The following is an 18,835-nucleotide window of genomic DNA, read 5'->3' as shown; positions in this document are numbered from 1 at the left end:
CCCATGACGCGGAGGAGGTCCTGATGAGGGCCAGAGCAGCCTTGATAGCCCTGTTTTCGCTGGTCGGAGCGCTGATAGTGGTGGCTCCGGCGGCGCAGGCGGCCATCGTTCCCGATACCTGGTACACGGTGACGGCCGGCAGCGGGAAATGCGTGGACGCGCGGGCCGCCGGGTCGGCGAACGGGACGGTCGTCCAGCAGTACGCCTGCAACCAGACCTTTTCCCAGCAGTGGCAGTTCCAGCCGACCTCGGGCGGCTACTACCGGGTCAACACGCGCAACAACCCGGCGCAGGTGTGGGACGTCGCCGACGTGTCGACGTCCGATGGCGGGCTGATCCATCTGTGGACTTACGGCGGCGGGAACAACCAGCAGTGGCAGCCGGTCGAGGAAGCCGGTGGCGCGTACCACTTCGTCAGCCGCAACAGCGGTAAGTGCCTGGACCTTCCGGGTCTCTCCACTCAGGACAGTGTTCAGCTGCAGCAGTACGCGTGCAACGGCTCCGGCGCGCAGTCCTTCCGGCTCACGCCGGTCACCGGCACCGCCAACCCCGACCTCGGGCCGAACGTGCTCGTCTTCGACCCCGGTATGGCTCAGTCGGCGATCCAGTCCCAGGTCAACAGCGTCTTCTCGCAGCAGGAGACCAGCCAGTTCGGCTCGAACCGGAAGGCGCTGCTGTTCAAACCGGGTTCGTACAACGTCGACGTCAACGTCGGGTTCTACACGCAGGTGCTCGGGCTCGGGTTGTCGCCGGACAACGTGACGATCAACGGCGCGGTGCACGCGGAGGCCGACTGGTTCCAGGGGAACGCGACGCAGAACTTCTGGCGTGGCGCGGAAAATCTCTCCGTCAACCCCGCGGGCGGCACCGACCGCTGGGCCGTTTCGCAGGCCGCGCCCTACCGCCGGATGCATGTCCGCGGCAACCTGCAGCTCGACGACGGCGGCTGGTCAAGTGGCGGCTGGATGTCCGACGTCAAGGTCGACGGCCAGGTCCGGTCCGGCTCGCAGCAGCAGTGGATCTCGCGCAACTCGCAGTTCGGCAGCTGGAGCGGCTCCAACTGGAACATGGTGTTCGCCGGGGTCAACGGCGCGCCGTCCACCAGTTTCCCGAATCCGCCGTACACCACGGTGAACACGACGCCGGTGGTTCGCGAGAAGCCGTTCCTCTACGTCGACAACGCCGGCGCGTACCAGGTCTTCGTGCCCTCCACGCGCACCAACGCCTCGGGCATCACGTGGGGCGCCAACCAGCCGGGGGCCTCGCTGCCGATCAGCCGGTTCTTCATCGCGAAGCCCGGCACGACGGCTTCGCAGATCAACGCGGCGCTCGCCGAGGGCAAGGATCTCCTGATCACGCCGGGCGTCTACCACCTGAACGAGACGCTGCGCGTGACGCGGCCGGACACCGTCGTGCTCGGCCTCGGCCTGGCCACGCTGATCCCGGACAACGGCATCACCGCGATGACGGTGGCCGACGTCGACGGCGTCAAGGTCGCCGGCGTGCTGATCGACGCGGGCACCACGAACTCGAACACGCTGATGGAGGTCGGCCCGGCCAACTCCGCCCAGGACCACGCGGCGAACCCGACTTCGCTGCACGACGTGTTCTTCCGCATCGGCGGCGCGGGCGTGGGCAAGGCCACCAACAGCCTGGTGGTCAACAGTGACGACGTCATCGGCGACCATCTCTGGATCTGGCGCGCCGACCACGGCAACGGGGTCGGGTGGAACACCAACACCGCCGACACCGGCCTGATCGTCAACGGTGACGATGTCACGATGTACGGCCTGTTCGTCGAGCATTACCAGAAGTACCAGACGATCTGGAACGGCAACCGCGGCCGGACGTACTTCTACCAGAACGAAATGCCTTACGACCCACCGAATCAGGCCTCCTGGATGAACGGGTCGACGCGGGGTTACGCGGCCTACAAGGTGGCGAACTCGGTGACGAACCACGAGGCGTACGGGCTCGGGAGTTACTGCTACTTCAACGTGAACCCGAGCGTGGTCGCCGATCGCGCGATCGAAGCGCCGAACAATCCGAACGTCCGGTTCCGCAGCATGGTCGCCGTCTCCCTCGGCGGGAACGGGACCATCAGCCGGGTCGTCAACGACCGCGGCGGACCGGCCAACTCGGGATCGACCGTGGCGAACCTCGTCGCGTATCCCTGATGGACCCCGGTGCGCGCCGTGATGGCGGTCGCGGCGCGCACCGGCCTTCACCCTGACGAGTGGTGTGCCGCGCGGTCTCCGTCCGGCGCTTCGATACTCGGGGCATGCCTCTCGCCGGTCTCACCGTCGTCGAACCCCGCCTGGCCTGGCCGCTCGCCGCCGTCCGCGGGGTTTTCGCCATCCTGTTCGGCGTGCTCGCGCTGATCTGGCCGGGAGCCACCGTCCTGGCCCTCGCGATCATCTACGGCATTTACGCGATCATTGACGGCATCGGAGGCCTGATGCAGGCCTTCCGGCCGGGCGACGCCGCCCATCGCGCCGCGTACGGAATCCTCGGCGCCTTCGGCATCATCGCCGGTGTCCTGGTCCTGCTCTGGCCGGGGATCACCGTGCTGGTGCTGGCCTTCCTGGTCGGTTTCTGGGCGATCTTCACCGGCATCGTCGAGATCGTCGCCGCGATCCGGCTGCGCAAGCAGATCGAGGGCGAGGCCTTCCTCATCGCGGCGGGCGCGCTCTCGCTGATCGCGGGCATCGTGATCGTGTTCAACCCGCTGGCCGGCGCCTACGGGATCGCGCTGCTGGTCGGGATCTACGCCCTGCTGTACGGCGTGATGCTGCTCGTCCTGGCGTTCCGCCTGCGGAAACTCGCTCAAAGCGCCTGATCACCGCCAGGCCTGCCTCGCGTAAACCTCGGCTCCGGCGCGGCGCAGGTTCGACAGGCTCGGCGAGCCCTCGACAGCGGTCGCGACGGCGAAGCGGTGCCCTTCGCGGGCGGCCGCGGCGAGACCGTGCGCCAGCAGCCGTGCCTGCGCGCCCTTGCCGCGGTGGGCCCGCGGCGTGGCCGAGCCGCCGAGGAGGACGCCAGGACCGTGCGAGCTCAGGGCCGCGGCGGAGATCGGCACGCCGTCCTCGATCAAGAGCGACCGCCGGAGCCGCGGATCGGCGTGTTCGGCGGCCATGAACGCCGTCACGGCGCCGCCGCTTTCGTAGCCTTCGAGCAGGATGCGGAGGAAGACGCCGACGTCGGGTGAGTCGTCGATGTCCGCCTCCACCGGAGGGAACTTCGTGAGCGGGAGGGTCGCGATCGGACGGACGCCGTCGGGGACGAGACCGCTGTCGTGCGGCACCAGGCCCGCCGGGAGCACGAGCGCCGGCCGGTCACCTTCCCAGCACGACGACCCGGCGAGCCGGACGGCCTGTGTCAGGTTCACCTCGGTGACGCCGGAGATCGTGCGCAGGAACCGCAACTCCGGAGCCGTGGCCAGAACCGCGAGCAGACCGTCTTCGCGCCACGCCTCGAAGGAGCCGGGGAGTCCCGCCACGGTGGCCGCTTCGCACGCGACGACGGCACGGTCGTGGATCACTTGTTCGGCTTCGGCCAGCATGACCCGAACGTAATAGGACGTAGGCTGATCCGGTGAGCCAGCCGATCCTGTTGACCGTCGACGACGATCCCGCCGTATCCCGTTCGGTCGCCCGCGACCTGCGCAGACGGTACGGAAAGGACTACCGGATCATCCGGGCCGATTCCGGGGCCGACGCGCTCGAAGCGCTGCGCGAGATCAAGCTGCGCGGCGACGCCGTGGCCGCGATCCTCGCCGACTACCGGATGCCGCAGATGGACGGCATCGTCTTCCTCGAGAAGGCGATGGACCTGTTCCCGAACGCCCGCCGCGCGCTGCTGACCGCGTACGCCGACACCGACGCCGCGATCCAGGCGATCAACGTCGTCGACGTCGACCACTACCTGCTCAAGCCGTGGGACCCGCCGGAGGAGAAGCTCTACCCGGTCATCGACGCGCTGGTCGAGACCTGGCGCGCGGTGGGGGAGCGGCCGGTCGACGAGATCAAGCTCATCGGCCACCGGTATTCCTCGCCGTCGTTCCACCTGCGCGACTTCCTGGCGCGCAACGCCGTGCCGTATCGCTGGTACTCGGTCGACGACGACGAAGGCCGCCGGATCCTGGAGGCCGCGGACGCCGCGCCGCACGACATCCCGGTGCTGGTCACGCCGGACGGGACGGTGCTGCGCCAGCCGTCCGGACCGGAACTCGCCGACGCCGTCGGCCTGTCCACGCGCCCCGCGCAGGAGTTCTACGACCTGATCGTGATCGGCGGCGGGCCAGCCGGGCTCGGGGCGGCCGTGTACGGCGCGTCGGAGGGGCTGCGGACGGTGATCGTCGAGCGCAAGGCGACCGGCGGGCAGGCGGGCACCAGCTCCCGGATCGAGAACTACCTCGGCTTCCCGGACGGCGTTTCCGGCGCGCAGCTCACCGACCGCGCGCGGCGGCAGGCGTTGAAGTTCGGCGCCGAGGTGCTGACCACGCGCGACGTCGTGGGCCTGGAGGCGCGCGGTTCGGCGCGGGTCGTGCTGTTCGGCGACGGGACCGAGATCGCCGCGCATTCCGTGGTGCTGGCCAGCGGCGTCACCTACCGCGCCTTGGAGGCCAAGGGCATCGCCGAGCTCGCCGGCCGCGGCGTCTACTACGGCTCGGCCGCCACCGAAGCGCCCGAGTGCAAGGGCGAGCACGTCTACATCGTCGGCGGCGCGAACTCGGCGGGCCAGGCGGCGGTGTTCTTCTCCAAGCACGCCGCCGAGGTCACCATCCTCGTCCGCGGCCAGTCGCTCGAAGCGTCGATGTCGCACTACCTGATCGAGCAGATCGCCGGCATCGGGAACATCCACGTCCGCACGCGGACCACCGTGGTCGAAGCGCACGGCGACGACCACCTCGAATCGCTGACCCTGTGCGAGAACGGCGGCGCGACCGAGACCGTGCCCACCGGCCACCTGTTCATCTTCATCGGCGCGGCACCGCGCACCGACTGGCTCGGCACGGAGATCCAGCGCGACGACCACGGTTTCGTGCGGACGGGCCCCGATCTGCTGACCGAAGGCGACCGGCCGCCGGGCTGGCCGCTCGACCGCGACCCGCACTACCTCGAGTCTTCCGTCCCCGGGGTGTTCGTGGCGGGAGACGTCCGCGCCGCTTCGGTGAAGCGCGTCGCGTCGGCCGTCGGCGAAGGCGCCATGGCGGTCACCCTGGTTCACCGGTACTTGGAGGAGCAATGAGCGTTCTGCCCAGGGAGGAACTGCGCGGGCTCTTCCTTTTCGAGCACCTCAGCGAGGAACAGCTGGACTGGATCGACGAGCACGCCGTCCTCGAGCAGTACACCGGCGGCACCACGATCATGCGTGAGGGCGATCCGGCCACCTGCTTCTATCTCCTACTGTCCGGCGCGCTGCGGATGACGCGGCTCGTAGGCGGCACCGAGGTCGAGACGATCCGCTCCGACCAGCGTGGCGCGTACTGCGGCGCGACACAGTTCTTCGTGCATCAGGAGAACGAACACCACTACGGCGCTTCGGTGCACGCGGTCAGCGACCTCACTTTCCTGACGCTGCCCGCGGCCGAGTTCGCCACCGAGTTCCGCCGCTGGTTCCCGATGGCGACGCATCTGCTGGAGGGCATGTACCTCGGCTGGCGCAACAGCGACACGGTGATCGGCTCGCGGCGGCGCCTGCTCGCGCTCGGCGAGCTGTCCGCCGGGCTGACCCACGAGCTCAACAACCCCGCCGCGGCCGCCGTGCGCGCGACGGCGGCGCTGCGGGAGCGGGTCGCCGGGATGCGGCACAAACTCGCGATGCTGGCGAAGAAGAACGTCGACCCGACGTTGCTGGAGCAGTTGCTCGAGATCCAGGAGCAGCTGGTCAAGCAGGTCGCCTCGGCGCCGAAACTGACCGCGATGCAGCAGTCCGACCGCGAGGACGAGATCGGCGACTGGTTCGACGACCACGGCATCGACCAGGGCTGGGACCTCGCCGACATCTACGTCCGCGCGGGCCTGACCGTGCCCGATCTGGACCGGCTGCTCGACTCGGTCGGGGAGACCTTCCTCGACGGCGCCGTCCGCTGGCTGGCGTACGCGCTCGAGACCGAGATGCTGATGGGCGAGATCGAGGATTCGACGACCCGGATCTCGGTGCTGGTCGGCAAAGCCAAGCAGTACTCCCAAATGGACCGCGCGCCGCACCAGTGGATCGACGTCCACGAAGGGCTCGACTCCACCCTCGTGATGCTCGCGGGCAAGATCACGCCCGGGATCCGCGTCGTGAAGGAGTACGACCACGAGATGCCGAGGATCCCGGCGTACGCGGCGGAACTGAACCAGGTGTGGACGAACGTCATCGACAACGCGCTCGGCGCCATGGGCTCCGAAGGCACACTGACCCTGCGGACGTCGCGGGTGAACGATCACGTGCACGTCGAGATCGGTGACACCGGGCCGGGTATCCCGGCGGAGATCCGGCAGCGGATCTTCGAGCCGTTCTTCACCACGAAACCGGTCGGCCAGGGGACCGGGCTCGGTCTGGACATCTCCTGGCGCATCGTCGTCGAACGGCATCAGGGCGACCTCCGGGTCGACTCGGAGCCCGGTGACACGCGGTTCACCGTCTGTCTGCCGGTCTCGGAGCAGTCGGTGATCTGACGGCACCTGCGCCGATTTTCCTTCTGCCCCAACGTTTCGCCAGTAACTGACGACTTCTTCCGTTCATCGATCGTTCACTTCGAAATGGCTCGCCCGCGCGTCAAATGAGGTGAACGGGCTGAAGGATCAGGCCTGTGAACGAGGGGGTGGGCCGGTGAAACGCCGTCTGTCGATCGGCCTGGCAGTGGTGCTGCTGCTGGCCGTGGTCGCCGTGATCGTCTGGGGCCGGGGCGGTGACGACGACACCGCGCGGGGGACCGGCCTGACCACGGTGCGCGGGGTCATCGGTTCGGAGAAGCTCGCGTTCTTCTCCGACAAGCGGGTGGCGGACGCGTTCGCCGAGCACGGCCTGAAGGTGGACGTCGACACCGCCGGTTCGCGGCAGATCGCGAGCATGGACCTCGGCGCGTACGAGTTCGCGTTCCCGTCTTCGTCGCCCGCCGCGCAGCGGATCCAGCGCGACCACAAGGTGACCGGCGTGCACACGCCGTTCCAGTCGCCGATGGCGATCGCGACCTTCGAGCCGATCGTGAACCTGCTGGCCGCCAACGGGATCGTGCGCAAGGGCGCGGGCGACTACCAGGTGCTCGACGTCGCGAAGTACCTCGAACTCGCGCAGAAGGGCACGCGCTGGGACCAGCTTCCCGGCAACACCGCCTTCCCGGCGCGCAAGAACGTGCTGGTCACGACGACGGATCCGCGTGAGTCGAACTCGGCGGCGATGTACCTGTCGATCGTTTCCTTCGTCGCCAACGGGAACAACGTGGTCAGCACGCCGGAGGCCGAAGCGAAGGTGCTGCCCGGGGTGTCGAAGCTGTTCCTCGACCAGGGTTACACGCAGAACACCACCGAAGGCCCGTTCGAGGACTACCTCGCGGCGGGAATGGGCAAGACGCCGATGGCGCTGATCTACGAATCGCAGTTCGTCGACAGGCTGGTCCGCGCGGACGGTTCGATCCGGCCGGACATGCGCCTGCTCTACACGGCGCCGACGGTGTACTCCAAGCACACGCTCGTGCCGCTGAAGCCGAACGGCGATCAGGTGGGCAGGCTGCTGGCGACCGATCCCGAACTGGGGAAACTCGCCGCCACCTTCGGTTTCCGCACCGGGGACCCGCGGTTGTTCGCCGACGTCGTCGCCGCGGCCAAGGCGCCGGTGCCCGCGGATCTGGTGGACGCCGTCGAGCCGCCGTCGTTCGAAACCTTGGAGCGTCTGCTCGACGCCGTGAAGAAGCAGTACTGATGGACGATTTCACGCTCACTCCACCCGAACCGGTGGAGGCGATCCCGGCCGAGCGGGCCGCCGGTCTGGTCACCCTCGGCCCGGAGGTCCACGCCGAGATCGCCGGCCGCGCGGAGAAGTTCGCCGCGCGGCTCGAAGCGCTCGACGTCCGATCGCCGGAGTTCACCCGTGTCCTGGACGAACTGCTCGCGGTCGGCGAGTCCGACATGCGCGCGGCGGCCACCGTCGCCGGTGCGCTGCTGGACCGTTCGACGCAGGCGCTGGCGGAAATCGCGTCACCGCAACAACAGGCGACGGTGAGCTTGGCCGGGCTCCGGCGGACCGTGGCCGAGATCGACCCCGCGAAACTGCCGATCACCGGCCGCAAGCTGATGGGGCTGATCCCGCTCGCGGGCAGCGCGAAGAAGGCGCTGGACCGCTACCGCGCCGCCAACGAGCCGGTGAACGCGCTGGTACTGGACCTGCGTGCGCGGCAGGACGTCCTGCGCCGGGACAACGCCGCGCTCAAGGGTGAGCGGGAGCGGCTGTGGGGGACGCTCGGCAAGCTGTCGGAGGCGGCCGCGTTCGCCGAGGCCGTCGACGCGGCGATCGACCGGCAGGTGGGGATCTTCGACCTGACCGATCCCGCGCGGGCCAGGTCACTGCGGGCCGACGCGCTGCATCCGATCCGGCAGCGGCACCAGGACCTGCTGACCCAGCTCGCGGTGAGCGCGCAGGGTTATCTGGCACTGGATCTGGTGCGGCGCAACAACGACGAGCTGATCCGCGGGATCGAGCGGGCGGTGTCGACCACGGTCGCGGCGTTGCGGGTCGCGCTGCTGGTGAGCGGCGCGCTCGCCGGGCAGCAGGACGTCCTCGACGAGGTCCGGGCCGTGCGGGCGACCACCGACGGGCTGATCCGGGCGAACGCCGAACTGCTGGAGCTGCGCAGCGCCGAGATCCAGCGCGCGGGCAGTGATCCGGCGGTGGCGGTGGCGACGATCCGCGAGTCGTTCGAGCGGATCTACCGCAGTATCGACGCGATCGACGAGTTCAAGGCGGGGGCCGTCTCGACGATGGCGGCGACCGTGGAGGCGCTGTCCGGGGAGATCCGGCGGGCCGAAGACCATCTGCGCCGGTCTCACGAGACGGCGACGGCCGAGGGGGCATCGTGAAACGCTGGACGGTGGTCACGCTGGCGGCGATCTGCGCGCTGTCACTGGTTTCCTGCGATTCGGGGGAAGGCGCGACGGGGCTGGGGGAGGCCGAGGCCGGCACTCTGCGCGTCCTCGCGGGAAGCGAGCTGGCGGATCTGCAACCGTTGCTGGAGCAGGAAGCGGCGGCGACCGGGGTCAAGGTCAAGTTCCAGTTCACCGGGACGCTGGAAGGCACCGAGTCGCTCGCGAACGGTAAGGCGGACGGGCAGTACGACGCCGTCTGGTTCTCGTCGAACCGCTATCCCACGGCCGTTCCGGAGGCGGCGAAAAGGCTCGGCGAGCAGGTGAAGATCATGAGCTCTCCGGTGGTGCTCGGGCTTTCCGCGTCGGCGGCGCAACGGCTCGGCTGGGCCGGGCGGCCGGTGGGCTGGGGCGAGATCGCCGAGCAGGCCGGGAAGAAGGCCTTCACCTACGGCATGACCGATCCGTCGGCGTCGAACTCCGGGTTCTCGGCCCTCGTCGGGGTCGCGTCGGCGCTCGCGGGTGCGGGCAACGCCATCGACGCGCAGCAGATCGCTTCCGTCACGCCGAAACTGACCGAGTTCTTCAGCGCGCAGGCGATGTCGGCGGGTTCGTCCGGCTGGCTTTCCGAGGCCTACCAACGGCGGGCGAGCGGTCAGGATCCCGGCAAGAAGGTCGACGGCCTGATCAACTACGAGTCCGTCCTGCTGTCGATGAACGCGAGCGGGAAACTCCCCGAACCGCTGACGCTGGTGTACCCCTCCGATGGCGTCGTCACCGCCGACTACCCGCTCACTCTGCTGCAGAGCGCGAATTCCGACGCGCGGGACGCGCACCGCAAACTGGCCGAGCGGCTGCGCACACCGGACACGCAGCGCAAGATCATGGAGACCACGCAGCGCCGCCCCGTCGTTCCGGGAGTCCCATTAGGACAGCAGTTCGCGCGGAAGGACCTCGTCGAACTGCCGTTCCCCGCGACACAGCAAGCGGTCGACGCGTTGCTGGGCGCCTACTTCGACAAGATCCGGCGTCCGTCGCGGACGCTGTACGTGCTCGACACCTCCGGTTCCATGGCAGGGGACCGGATCGAGTCGCTGCGCACCGCGCTGATCGGGCTGACCGGCGCCGACGGTTCGCTGACCGGCCGCTACCGCCGGTTCCGCAGCCGCGAAGAGGTCACGATGCTGCCGTTCGACACCGTTCCCCGCAGCCCGGAGACCTTCGCGGTGCCGGAAGGCGATCCGCAGCCCACGTTGGACAAGATCAAGCGGTTCGCGGAAGACCTCGACGCGAACGGCGGCACGGCGATCTACGACAGTCTCCAGCGCGCGTACGACATCATGGGCCCGCTGGTCGCGCGCGACCCCGACCGGTTCACCTCGATCGTGCTGATGACCGACGGGGAGAACGCGAGCGGCTCCACCTTCGAGGACTTCCAGCGGAAGTTCCCGTCGCTGCCGGAGCCAATGCGGCAGATCCCGGTGTTCACGGTGATCTTCGGCGAGGGCGACTCCGCCGAACTCGGCGAGGTCGCGAAACGCACCGGCGGCAACGTGTTCGACGCGCGGGGTGACGTGCTGCCCAAGGTGTTCCAGGAAATCCGCGGGTACCAATGATCCGGTACTTCGGCTCCACGAAGAACCTCGCGGGCTGTGTCGGCGGGCTCATCGGGCTCGTGCTGTACCTGACCGGTGTGGTCGGCGGGCTGTGGCCGGTGGTGGTCGCCGGGCTGTACGCCGTTTTCGCCCTGCTGGCGCCGCCCGAACGGGTCCGGCTGGTGCCGGTGGACGCCGTCGCCGAGGCCGGGCAGCTGCGCGCGGACCTCGACTCGTTGGTGGGCAAGGTGACCGCGCAGGCACAGCGCATGCCGGAGTCCTCTGTGGATGGTGTGCGGCGGATCGTCGAGGTGCTCGACGACATGCTGTCCCGGACGAAGCGGTTGTCGGCCAACCCGGACGTCCAGCATTCCGTGACCAGGCTGGCGCGGACGGATCTGCCGCTTTCCGTTCAGACCTACCTCAACCTGCCGTGGTGGTTCGCCGCCAAAAGGCGGGCGAGCGGCGAGCCGAGCGCGTCGGAAGAACTCCTCGCGCAACTGGAGCTGCTGGAGACCGAAGCGCACCGGGTCGCGGAGCGGTTCTACGCCGGCGACGTCCATCAGCAGGCCGATCACACGCGATACCTGCGGGAGCGGGGCGAGGCCTGAGGCGGTCCCGATCAGCGGCAAGCGGGAACCAGTCTGCCGGTCGTTCTGCATGGGCAAGCCGGGGTTCCCTGCGCTGGACTGGGCGACGCCGATCCGGTCGAGGTCGGCGTTCCGTCTCTCCCAGGGAGCTCAGACGTGCGTAAATACAGACTCGGAGCGGCCGTCCTGGCCGCGGTCATGGTGTGTCTCGCCGGTGGTGTCCCGGCGAACGCCGAGCAGCGCGGCGACCACTGCGTCGCCGACACGGCGACCGGCGCGATCCGGTGCTTCGACAGCGTCAGCGAGTCCCTCGCCGCGGCGTCGGCCGGAAAGGTCGGTGCCTCCGCGACGGTGATCAGCGTGCTGTACGAACACGGCAACTTCGGCGGCGCCAGCCTGGCCGTCACCGGGTCGCCGTGCGTCGAGGGGACCAATCAGACCCTCGGCTTCCTCGGTGACTGGAACGACAAGATCTCCTCGTTCCAGACCTTCAACAACTGCTACATCACGATGTACGAGCACGCCGAATACCAGGGCGAAAGCCAGGAGTGGTACGCCAACGACAGCGCCAACTACGGGTCGAACATGAACGACCGCGGCAGCTCCGTGGTGTATTCGCGCGGCCCCTCGCGGGCCGAACTGCTCAAGGACTGCGGCCGCGCCACCAAGAACTGCAACGCCCACGTCGACCAGCGCGGCCAGGACTTCTACGGCAGCTGGGGCCGGGTCGACACGGTGTACAACTGCAGTGCCAACAAGATCACCCAGGTGATCGGCAAACGCGACACCCGCAGCGGCAAGAACACGGTGTCGAACGAGATCAGCGTGACCGCGGGCTTCCAGTTCCTCGTCGACTGGTCGGTCGCCTACAAGCGCACGTGGGGCCAGGAATGGGGCTGGGAGACCAGCGAAAGCGTCGAGACCCGGATCGAGGTGAACCCGGGCTACTGGGCGGGCCTGGACCGTTCACCGGTGATGCGGATGGCCAGCGGCTCATACGACATGTGGTTCGACAAGCGCAAATGGGGCCACCACCAGTGGTACGTCTGGAACTTCAGCGGTGAAGGCCCCGCTCCCGGTGTCGTGGGCCAGACCAGGACGGTCGGCAAGAAGATGACGTCGGACGAGAAGAAGAAGGTGTGCGGGAAGTCGGCCGGGCTCGTGCGGTCCTCCGCCGGAACCCAGGCGGAAAGCGCCGCGGCGGCGACGCCTGCCGCGCCCGCGGTCCGCGTCGCGGAAGGACGACTGCACAGCTGATCCGTTCGGCGGCCGATGGTCACGCGCTGACTATCGGCCGCCGAGCTTCGGCAGGGTCAGCGTGGTGACGGCCGTCATCACCCAGCCCAGCAGGTCGCCGAGCGGGATCGTGGACAGCTTTTCCGGCCATTCCTCGGCCAGCGCGTGCAGGACGAGGTGACCGTCGTGCGCTTCGACCGCGGTGAGCCGGATCCCTTGCGGGAGTTCGGGCAGAGGCAGCACGATCGGCTTGAGCCGCGACGGCGGGCCGAAGCGGCGCCGTCCGATGTGGACGGCCATCGGCCGCAGGACGACGGCGTCGTCCTCCACAGTGGACTCCAGTACGAGATGTCCCCAACGGGGCCGCTTTTCCCAGCGGACGTGGAAATTCCCGTCGTCGCCGGGGGTCACGACGATGCCCGGCCGGGCTTCGGCGACCCGTGCCCGCAGGATCTCGGGCGCCACCCGGATCGCCATCTTCACCTGGTCGGGAATGGCGGCGGGGGACGGGAGCGAGCGGAGCCGGACGTTCGACGCCAGCACGGTGATGCGTTCCAGCGGCGTTTCCGGCCAGTCGACGTCCTCCACGACGATGCGGACGTCGCCGATCCGGCCGGTGGCGGCCAGGCTGAGGCTGTCGGCCTGGTAGTCGAGCCCGGTCAGGGTGAGCCCGACGTCGTGCCCGTCCACCTTGGTCGTCAGCCGCCGCCCGACCAGCTGTTCGGTCACGGTCTTGAGCACCGCGGCCGGGGTCACCGGGACGTTCGGCAACAGCGCCCGCCCGGCGGCTGCCAGGCCGAACAGCTCGGGAAGGGGGTTCAGCTCGAACCATCTGCCTTCGCTCATCCGACCAGTGTCGCCGAACGGGACGCCGATTGCCGCCGCAGGGGGGTCAGCGGGCCGCGAAACGGGCGATCACGCCCGCCAGGATCACCCAGAACGCCGCGGCCAGACCGTAGTCGAGAATGACCGCGAGATTCGGGTCACTCACCGGGAACAGCCCCGGCCAGAACAACGCCAGAGGTCCGGCGAGTGCCTGGATGAAGATGAAGAAACCGTTGCCCGCGTTGGCTCCCGCGAGAACCATGACCATGTACAGCAGCTCGATGAAAGCGAACAGCGCGCCGATGCCGGTGATGACCCGCACGGCCGTGTTGCTCCTACTGGTGGTTCGCCATCTGGACATGCCGAAAAAGTTCCCGGATTCCGCGACGGCAAACGCTTCAACGGCCAAGTTGCGCCGATCGGCCGTATCCACCTACTCCTCGTAGCCCGCCAGTGACCGTGCGATGGCCCAATCCTGGGCGGCGACGCCGACGGACTTGAACACGGTCCTCCCCGAGACCGCGGGAGGCTCCCGCAAAACCGCGCCGAGCTCCACGATGGACGCCCGGTCGAGAAGGCCGTCCTCGACGGCTTCGATGATCTCGCCCGCCTCCTCGAGCGCGGCTCCGATCTGGTCGACGACCACGAGCGACGCGGTGGCGAGCAGTTCCCCCGGCAGTTCACGCATCGACGGCCGGAACGAGCCGATCGCGTTGACGTGGACGTTCTCGGGCAGGGCGGACAGGGCGAAGAGAGGCTTCTCCGACGATGTCGCGCAGTTGACGATCTCCGCGTCCGCGAGGGCGTCCTCGACGGACTCGGCGACGCGAAAGGCCACGGCGGGGAACTCCGCGCCGAGCCGATCCGCCAGCGACCGGGCGTTCCCGGCGGTGCGGCTGTGGATCGCGACCTCGCGCAGTTCCCGGACCGCGGCGATGGCCGGACCTGGTCGCCCGCCTGCGCCCCGGAGCCGAGGAGCGCGAGGCGCCCGGCATCGGGTGGGGCGAGCAGATCGGTCGCGACGCCGGTGACCGCGCCGGTGCGCAGCGCGGTCACGGCGGTCGCGTCGGCGACGAGTGGTTCGCCCGCGCCCGCCCAGACCACGGTGCCGAGGATCGCCGGGTCGCGGTCCAGCCGGATGCCGAGGGTCTTGACCACCCCGGTTGCCGACGGTTCGTGGTACGCCGTCATCACCAGCACCCGCCCGTCGCCGAAGACGAGTCGTTCCGGCTGGGTGAAGTGCCCGGCGTCGAGTTCGGCGAACGCGTCGCGGACCGCCTTGACCGCGTCCCGCATGGGGACGGCCGCGCGGACCTCGTCGGCGTTGAGGGTTCGTGGCATCAGGACTCCTCTCAGGAGTCACCTTGCCAGCGAGCCTTCAGCAACCGTCCAGCGGTGCGCCTTGCCACTGCCAGCCCGCGCGGGACGGGCGTCCGGGAAGTTCCACGCGGTCCGTGGCCCACAGCAACGCGGTCCAGGGATCGAGGCCGTCGGCGTCCACCCCCGGGAACATCCGCGCGAGGACCCGCGAACAGACGTCGCGGGGCGGATCGAGGGTGACGTCGAGCCCCCTGGCCATGTCCTCGCCGTGGACGAGGGCCTCGACGCACCCCATTCCGGCGAAGCCCTCGAGGTCGGCGCGGCCGCTCGGGTGGTACGCGCGGACATCCGGGGCCACCGTGCGCAGCGTGGCGCCCAGGATGCCGCCGCCGACCGTGACGAACTCCAGCATTTCCGACGGAGTCGCGGCGCTGTCGGCGACGGCTTCGAAGCAGACGAACCGCGGCGTCGACGGCCGCGCGATCAGCAGCCCGGCGTAGGAGATGAGGCAGTCACCGAGGTGCTCGGCCGTCCGCCAGGCGTTCAGTTCGCCGGTGCCGGAGGCCGACGACCAGTCGTGGTCCGCCGCTTTTCGCAGGTCGCTCACCACGCTGGTCACCGCCGCGTCGAGATCGCCGGGCGTGATCGTCATCGGGGCCTCAGCTCAAAGGTGTCGGAAACGCGACCGGGCCGCGGCGGCCGTTCTTCCCGACCGCGCGCACACCGAAGAACACGTTGTCCTTCGACAGGTCGACCTTAGCCTCGGTCCTGTCGCCGACTCCGATCACGTGCGTCCATTCGGCTTCCGCCGTCTCCCGCCAGACGACCTCGTAACCGGCGAGATCCGGCTCGGTTCCGCGCCGCCACACCAGATCCGTGTCGTTCGTCAGCTGGTTCGTCCGGATCCGGACGTCCTCGGGGGCGCCGGGCGCGGTCGCGAGCGACCACAGCGTGGCGGCGTTCACCCGCGCGACCCTGGCGATGAACGGGAAGTCGCAGAACTCCGGCAGATCGCCGAACTGCTTGCCGTTCTCCACCCGGACGTCCTGGTGCTGGTGCGCGAAGTCCTCGTGCGGTTCGGTGAACCGCGCGGCCGGATATCCCTGCTCCAGGAACGGGATGTGGTCGCCGCCCCGGAGGTAGCGGTCGCGCCGGTAGATCACCCGCACCGACATCCCGGTCGCGTCGTTCTCCGCGACCGATCGTACGAACCGGGCCAGCTGACGGGACGGCGAATCGTTCTCGCCGCCGACGGCGCGCCGGATGTCGGCCTGCGCGGGGGTTTCCGACGTCGGCACGCCCTCGGCGAACAACCGGATCGTGCGCGGATCCCTTGTCCCGTCGTCCGCCCGGCTCGATCCGACGATGTCGTTGGTGAACATCGCGCGCACGTTCGTGCCCGCCGTTTTGTAGAGCGTGGCCAGACGCCGCGCCCCGAACAGGCCCTGTTCCTCACCCGCGACGGCCACGAACACGATGGTCGAGGCCGGGCGGCGGGTGGCGAACACCCGGGCGAGCTCCATCGAGACGGCGACTCCGGAGGCGTCGTCGTCGGCACCCGGCGCGTCTTTGACGGCGTCGAGCGGATCCGAACACCGCGAGTCGTAGTGACCCGACACGACGTGGACCTGTTCGGGCGTGGTGGATCCGCGCAGGGTGGCGACGACGTTGGTGATCGTGGTGGCGACGGGGATCCGGGGCGGGGCGGGCGGCTGCACGTACGACTGCAACTCGACCTTCATCCGGCCGCCCGACCTTTCCGCGGATTTCGTCAGCTCCGCGAAGATCCAGTCGCGGGCGGCGCCGATCCCCCGGACGGGATCGGTCTGCGAAGACAACGTGTGCCGCGTCCCGAAGGCGGCGAGCCTGCGGACGGTGGCCTCGATGCGGTGTTCGTCGATCTCCCGCAGGATCGCCCGGAGTTCCGCGTCGGGCCGTTGCGGGGCAAGGGATCCGCCGGGCCCGCGATCACCCGGCTGTTCGGCACCGGCCGGGACGCCGGTGAGGGCGACCGCCGACAGCGCGGCCGACGTGGACAGGAAAACTCGTCTGGACCTTTCCTCAGCCATCCTTCGTTCCTACGCGTGCGGGCATCGGGCGTCTACCCGCGAAAAGGATGAGCGCGAGGTTCGAGTACTCCCGCGAGGGCCGAGGCGAGGAGGGCGACGGTGCGATCGTCGTCTCCGGCCAGGGTCCGCAGGACGCCCAGCGCCGGTTCCGGCGGCATCTCGACGAGGGCCTGGGTGAGGCGGATCCGCGTCGCGGGGTCCGCGGTGGGCGCGGTTAGTTCGGCGGTCAGCGCGTTCATGATCCGGTCCGCGCAGCCCGCGTCGCGGGCCAGGGTTCCGAGGACCTCGGCCGCCTCGACGTCGGTCGTGCCCTCGGCCACCATGCGGACGAGGGCCGGTATCGCGACGGTCTCGCCCCGCGAACCCAAGGCCAGCGCGGCACGCCCGCGGACGGCCGTGTCCGGGTCTTCGAGTACCTCCGTCAGCACCGCGGTCGCGTCGTCACCGGGCATCCCGGCGATCGCGAGGACCGCGCGCCGGCGGACCTCGACGTCCTCCGAACGCGTACCGGCCGCCAGACTCGCCACACCGTCACCGCCCGCCCGCGCGAGTGCCCACCGCAGGGCTCCGGCGACGTTCGGATCGGCTTCGGCGAGGACCGCCCCGGCCAGCAGTTCGGTGGGCACCGGCACGTCTTCGGCCGGAGCCAGGACGGTCTGCTGCCGTCGCGCCGCGTGGGGCGAGTTGAGCCCGCGCAGGAGCTCGACGATGCGCAAGACGCCTTCCCAGCCGAAGGGCGCCGAGGCATCGACCGCACGGAGCCGATCGAGCAACTCCTGTTCCCGCGCCAGGCGTTCCTCGGTCCGCCGGATGAGGTCGCCGACCAGATCGGACGGCTCGAAGGCCGGATCCTCCAGGGCACGCCCGATCTGGCGCAGTGACAAGCCGAGGGACCGCAGGCTCTCCACGTGGAAGATCCGGCGGATGTCCTCGTCGGAATACTCGCGGTAGCCGCCGTAGGTGCGGCCCGTCGGCCGCACCAGCCCGAGGGTGTCGTAATGCCGCAGCATCCGGCTGCTCACCCCCGAGCGGCGCGCCACCTCACCGATCAGCATTCACGCTCCTCCTGCTCGTTCCGGTCCGAGCGCGACGATCCGTTTCGCCTCGTCGACGGACGGGTCGAAAGCGGCCTCCGGGTCACGCAGGAGCCGCTCCGTGGCGCGGGCGTGCGCACGCACCTCCGGGTCGGCACTCGCCAGGCCCGTCCGCAGGGCCGGCTCGATCTCGTCTCCCAGCGCGACGAGCGCCCTGCTGAGACTCAGCCGTACCGCCCGGTCGCCGCGGCCGAGTTGTGTGGCCAGGTCCCCGGCCAGCTCCTTCCGCTCCCCGTCGGGGACGAGGACGACGGCGGCACGCCAGGCGCTTCGCGCGACCTCGTCGTCGGCGTCGTGCAGCAGCGACCGGGTGATCGCGGGCCACGCGGTGACGTCGCCGATCTTGGACAGCGTGTGCAACGCCTGGCTCCTGGCCTGGGTGACCTCGGAACCGAGCTCCGTCACGAGCGCGGGCACCGTGTTCTCCGCGGGCAAGCGGGTCAGCGCCCAGGTCAGCATGTCCCGCACGAAGAAGTCCGGCTCGATCGCGCACCGCGTCACCAGCGGCTCGACGAACCGGGCCTCCGGGTACGTCCCGGCCGCCAGGGCCGCCTGGAGCCGCGCCGACGAGCTCTCCGAGCTCAACGCGTCGAGCAGCCGCATGTCCGGCGAAGTCCTCTGTGTCGTGTCCATGGGGATCACCTCCTGCCCACAGTGAAGACCTTGTCACGATGTCAAGGTCAAGCACGGAGCCCGGACTTCTATCGGGTGAGGCGGCCGAGGCGCGGCCGCGCAGGGTGGTCGTGAGTGGCGATTCGGGTTCTAACGGACCTGTATTTGCCTGCCCACTGGATCCTGATGTCATCTCGGTGGCTTGTAGAGCTTGTTCTGGATGCCGTTGTGGGCGAGTGGGGAGGATTTGAGACGTTCAACGTCCCAAATCCTCCCCACTCGGCTGCCGTCCGCGAGGTTGCGGGGTGGCACGGTCTTGATCGACGGAGGATCGGGGACGTTGAGTGTCCCCGATCCTCCGTCGATCAAGTACCAAGACCGGACCGACCCTTCGAAAACCGCACATCTAGCCATCAATCGGACATT

The 18,835-nt window shown here is 69.3% G+C and carries 17 protein-coding genes and 1 pseudogene; 9 read left to right on the top strand and 9 right to left on the bottom strand.

The window, feature by feature from the left end:
* The first annotated feature begins 23 nt into the window (after positions 1 to 23).
* Positions 24 to 2,177 carry an RICIN domain-containing protein gene (locus tag ACLJRM_RS28920; RefSeq protein WP_410664836.1) on the top strand — a complete coding sequence of 718 codons (2,154 nt, stop codon included), beginning with the start codon at positions 24 to 26 and terminating at the stop codon, positions 2,175 to 2,177.
* Positions 2,178 to 2,281: 104 nt separating this feature from the next.
* Positions 2,282 to 2,839 carry an HdeD family acid-resistance protein gene (locus ACLJRM_RS28915; protein ID WP_410664835.1) on the top strand — a complete coding sequence of 186 codons (558 nt, stop codon included), beginning with the start codon at positions 2,282 to 2,284 and terminating at the stop codon, positions 2,837 to 2,839.
* On the opposite strand, the gene ACLJRM_RS28910 is transcribed toward ACLJRM_RS28915, so the two are convergent.
* On the bottom strand, positions 2,840 to 3,562 hold the full coding sequence (locus ACLJRM_RS28910; protein WP_410664834.1) for a hypothetical protein: 723 nt from the start codon (positions 3,560 to 3,562) through the stop codon (positions 2,840 to 2,842).
* Positions 3,563 to 3,594: 32 nt separating this feature from the next.
* On the opposite strand from ACLJRM_RS28910, the gene ACLJRM_RS28905 reads away from it, so the two are divergent.
* The 7 genes from ACLJRM_RS28905 to ACLJRM_RS28875 all read left to right on the top strand — a co-directional run bounded on the left by ACLJRM_RS28905 (position 3,595) and on the right by ACLJRM_RS28875 (position 12,510).
* On the top strand, positions 3,595 to 5,250 hold the full coding sequence (locus ACLJRM_RS28905; protein ID WP_101612919.1) for an FAD-dependent oxidoreductase: 1,656 nt from the start codon (positions 3,595 to 3,597) through the stop codon (positions 5,248 to 5,250).
* Positions 5,247 to 6,668 (top strand): ATP-binding protein, encoded by a 1,422-nt coding sequence (locus ACLJRM_RS28900; protein ID WP_101612920.1) that lies wholly within the window; start codon positions 5,247 to 5,249, stop codon positions 6,666 to 6,668. The genes ACLJRM_RS28905 and ACLJRM_RS28900 overlap by 4 nt, the downstream gene beginning before the upstream one ends.
* A gap of 154 nt (positions 6,669 to 6,822) precedes the next feature.
* Positions 6,823 to 7,911, top strand: coding sequence for a hypothetical protein (locus ACLJRM_RS28895; RefSeq protein ID WP_101612921.1), 1,089 nt, complete (start codon positions 6,823 to 6,825; stop codon positions 7,909 to 7,911).
* The gene (locus ACLJRM_RS28890) at positions 7,911 to 9,065 is read left to right on the top strand and encodes a toxic anion resistance protein (protein ID WP_410664833.1); all 1,155 of its coding nucleotides are present in this window, start codon (positions 7,911 to 7,913) and stop codon (positions 9,063 to 9,065) included. Before ACLJRM_RS28895 ends, ACLJRM_RS28890 begins: the two co-directional genes overlap by 1 nt.
* Positions 9,062 to 10,684: a hypothetical protein gene (locus ACLJRM_RS28885; RefSeq protein WP_410664832.1), complete on the top strand. Its 1,623-nt coding sequence runs from the start codon at positions 9,062 to 9,064 to the stop codon at positions 10,682 to 10,684. Before ACLJRM_RS28890 ends, ACLJRM_RS28885 begins: the two co-directional genes overlap by 4 nt.
* Positions 10,681 to 11,274 carry a hypothetical protein gene (locus ACLJRM_RS28880; protein ID WP_101612924.1) on the top strand — a complete coding sequence of 198 codons (594 nt, stop codon included), beginning with the start codon at positions 10,681 to 10,683 and terminating at the stop codon, positions 11,272 to 11,274. Before ACLJRM_RS28885 ends, ACLJRM_RS28880 begins: the two co-directional genes overlap by 4 nt.
* Positions 11,275 to 11,409: 135 nt before the next feature.
* Entirely contained in the window at positions 11,410 to 12,510 is a 1,101-nt protein-coding gene (locus ACLJRM_RS28875; RefSeq protein ID WP_101612925.1) for a peptidase inhibitor family I36 protein, read from the top strand.
* 30 nt (positions 12,511 to 12,540) lie between these two features.
* On the opposite strand, the gene ACLJRM_RS28870 is transcribed toward ACLJRM_RS28875, so the two are convergent.
* The 8 genes and pseudogenes from ACLJRM_RS28870 to ACLJRM_RS28835 all read right to left on the bottom strand — a co-directional run bounded on the left by ACLJRM_RS28870 (position 12,541) and on the right by ACLJRM_RS28835 (position 18,430).
* On the bottom strand, positions 12,541 to 13,335 hold the full coding sequence (locus ACLJRM_RS28870) for an LmeA family phospholipid-binding protein (RefSeq protein ID WP_101612926.1): 795 nt from the start codon (positions 13,333 to 13,335) through the stop codon (positions 12,541 to 12,543).
* Between the two features lie 46 nt (positions 13,336 to 13,381).
* The gene (locus ACLJRM_RS28865) at positions 13,382 to 13,636 is read right to left on the bottom strand and encodes a hypothetical protein (protein WP_101612927.1); all 255 of its coding nucleotides are present in this window, start codon (positions 13,634 to 13,636) and stop codon (positions 13,382 to 13,384) included.
* Between the two features lie 111 nt (positions 13,637 to 13,747).
* Positions 13,748 to 14,218, bottom strand: coding sequence for a hypothetical protein (locus ACLJRM_RS28860; protein WP_410664925.1), 471 nt, complete (start codon positions 14,216 to 14,218; stop codon positions 13,748 to 13,750).
* A 101-nt stretch (positions 14,219 to 14,319) separates the two neighbouring features.
* Positions 14,320 to 14,610 (bottom strand): annotated as a pseudogene (locus ACLJRM_RS28855) (ornithine cyclodeaminase family protein); the annotation flags it as partial.
* Between the two features lie 82 nt (positions 14,611 to 14,692).
* On the bottom strand, positions 14,693 to 15,286 hold the full coding sequence (locus ACLJRM_RS28850) for a hypothetical protein (protein WP_410664831.1): 594 nt from the start codon (positions 15,284 to 15,286) through the stop codon (positions 14,693 to 14,695).
* A 7-nt stretch (positions 15,287 to 15,293) separates the two neighbouring features.
* Positions 15,294 to 16,703: a M28 family metallopeptidase gene (locus ACLJRM_RS28845; protein ID WP_410664830.1), complete on the bottom strand. Its 1,410-nt coding sequence runs from the start codon at positions 16,701 to 16,703 to the stop codon at positions 15,294 to 15,296.
* Positions 16,704 to 16,735: 32 nt separating this feature from the next.
* Positions 16,736 to 17,758: a HEAT repeat domain-containing protein gene (locus tag ACLJRM_RS28840; protein WP_410664829.1), complete on the bottom strand. Its 1,023-nt coding sequence runs from the start codon at positions 17,756 to 17,758 to the stop codon at positions 16,736 to 16,738.
* A complete protein-coding gene (locus tag ACLJRM_RS28835; protein WP_410664828.1) occupies positions 17,759 to 18,430 on the bottom strand; it encodes a HEAT repeat domain-containing protein in 672 nt (223 codons plus the stop codon). It abuts the gene before it with no gap.
* Positions 18,431 to 18,835: the final 405 nt, after the last annotated feature.

It is taken from the genome of Amycolatopsis sp. lyj-84, from assembly GCF_046549075.1.
In the GTDB taxonomy this organism is placed as follows: Bacteria; Actinomycetota; Actinomycetes; order Mycobacteriales; family Pseudonocardiaceae; genus Amycolatopsis.
This window is presented reverse-complemented; position numbering and strand designations above follow the sequence as displayed.

Excerpts from the sequence above, each read along its gene's own strand:
- ACLJRM_RS28920 (WP_410664836.1), top strand. The coding sequence starts at position 24 with ATGAGGGCCAGAGCAGCCTTGATAGCCCTGTTTTCGCTGGTCGGAGCG.
- ACLJRM_RS28915 (WP_410664835.1), top strand. The coding sequence starts at position 2,282 with ATGCCTCTCGCCGGTCTCACCGTCGTCGAACCCCGCCTGGCCTGGCCG.
- ACLJRM_RS28910 (WP_410664834.1), bottom strand. The coding sequence starts at position 3,562 with ATGCTGGCCGAAGCCGAACAAGTGATCCACGACCGTGCCGTCGTCGCG.
- ACLJRM_RS28900 (WP_101612920.1), top strand. The coding sequence starts at position 5,247 with ATGAGCGTTCTGCCCAGGGAGGAACTGCGCGGGCTCTTCCTTTTCGAG.
- ACLJRM_RS28890 (WP_410664833.1), top strand. The coding sequence starts at position 7,911 with ATGGACGATTTCACGCTCACTCCACCCGAACCGGTGGAGGCGATCCCG.
- ACLJRM_RS28880 (WP_101612924.1), top strand. The coding sequence starts at position 10,681 with ATGATCCGGTACTTCGGCTCCACGAAGAACCTCGCGGGCTGTGTCGGC.
- ACLJRM_RS28870 (WP_101612926.1), bottom strand. The coding sequence starts at position 13,335 with ATGAGCGAAGGCAGATGGTTCGAGCTGAACCCCCTTCCCGAGCTGTTC.
- ACLJRM_RS28850 (WP_410664831.1), bottom strand. The coding sequence starts at position 15,286 with ATGACGATCACGCCCGGCGATCTCGACGCGGCGGTGACCAGCGTGGTG.
- ACLJRM_RS28845 (WP_410664830.1), bottom strand. The coding sequence starts at position 16,703 with ATGGCTGAGGAAAGGTCCAGACGAGTTTTCCTGTCCACGTCGGCCGCG.
- ACLJRM_RS28840 (WP_410664829.1), bottom strand. The coding sequence starts at position 17,758 with ATGCTGATCGGTGAGGTGGCGCGCCGCTCGGGGGTGAGCAGCCGGATG.
- ACLJRM_RS28835 (WP_410664828.1), bottom strand. The coding sequence starts at position 18,430 with ATGGACACGACACAGAGGACTTCGCCGGACATGCGGCTGCTCGACGCG.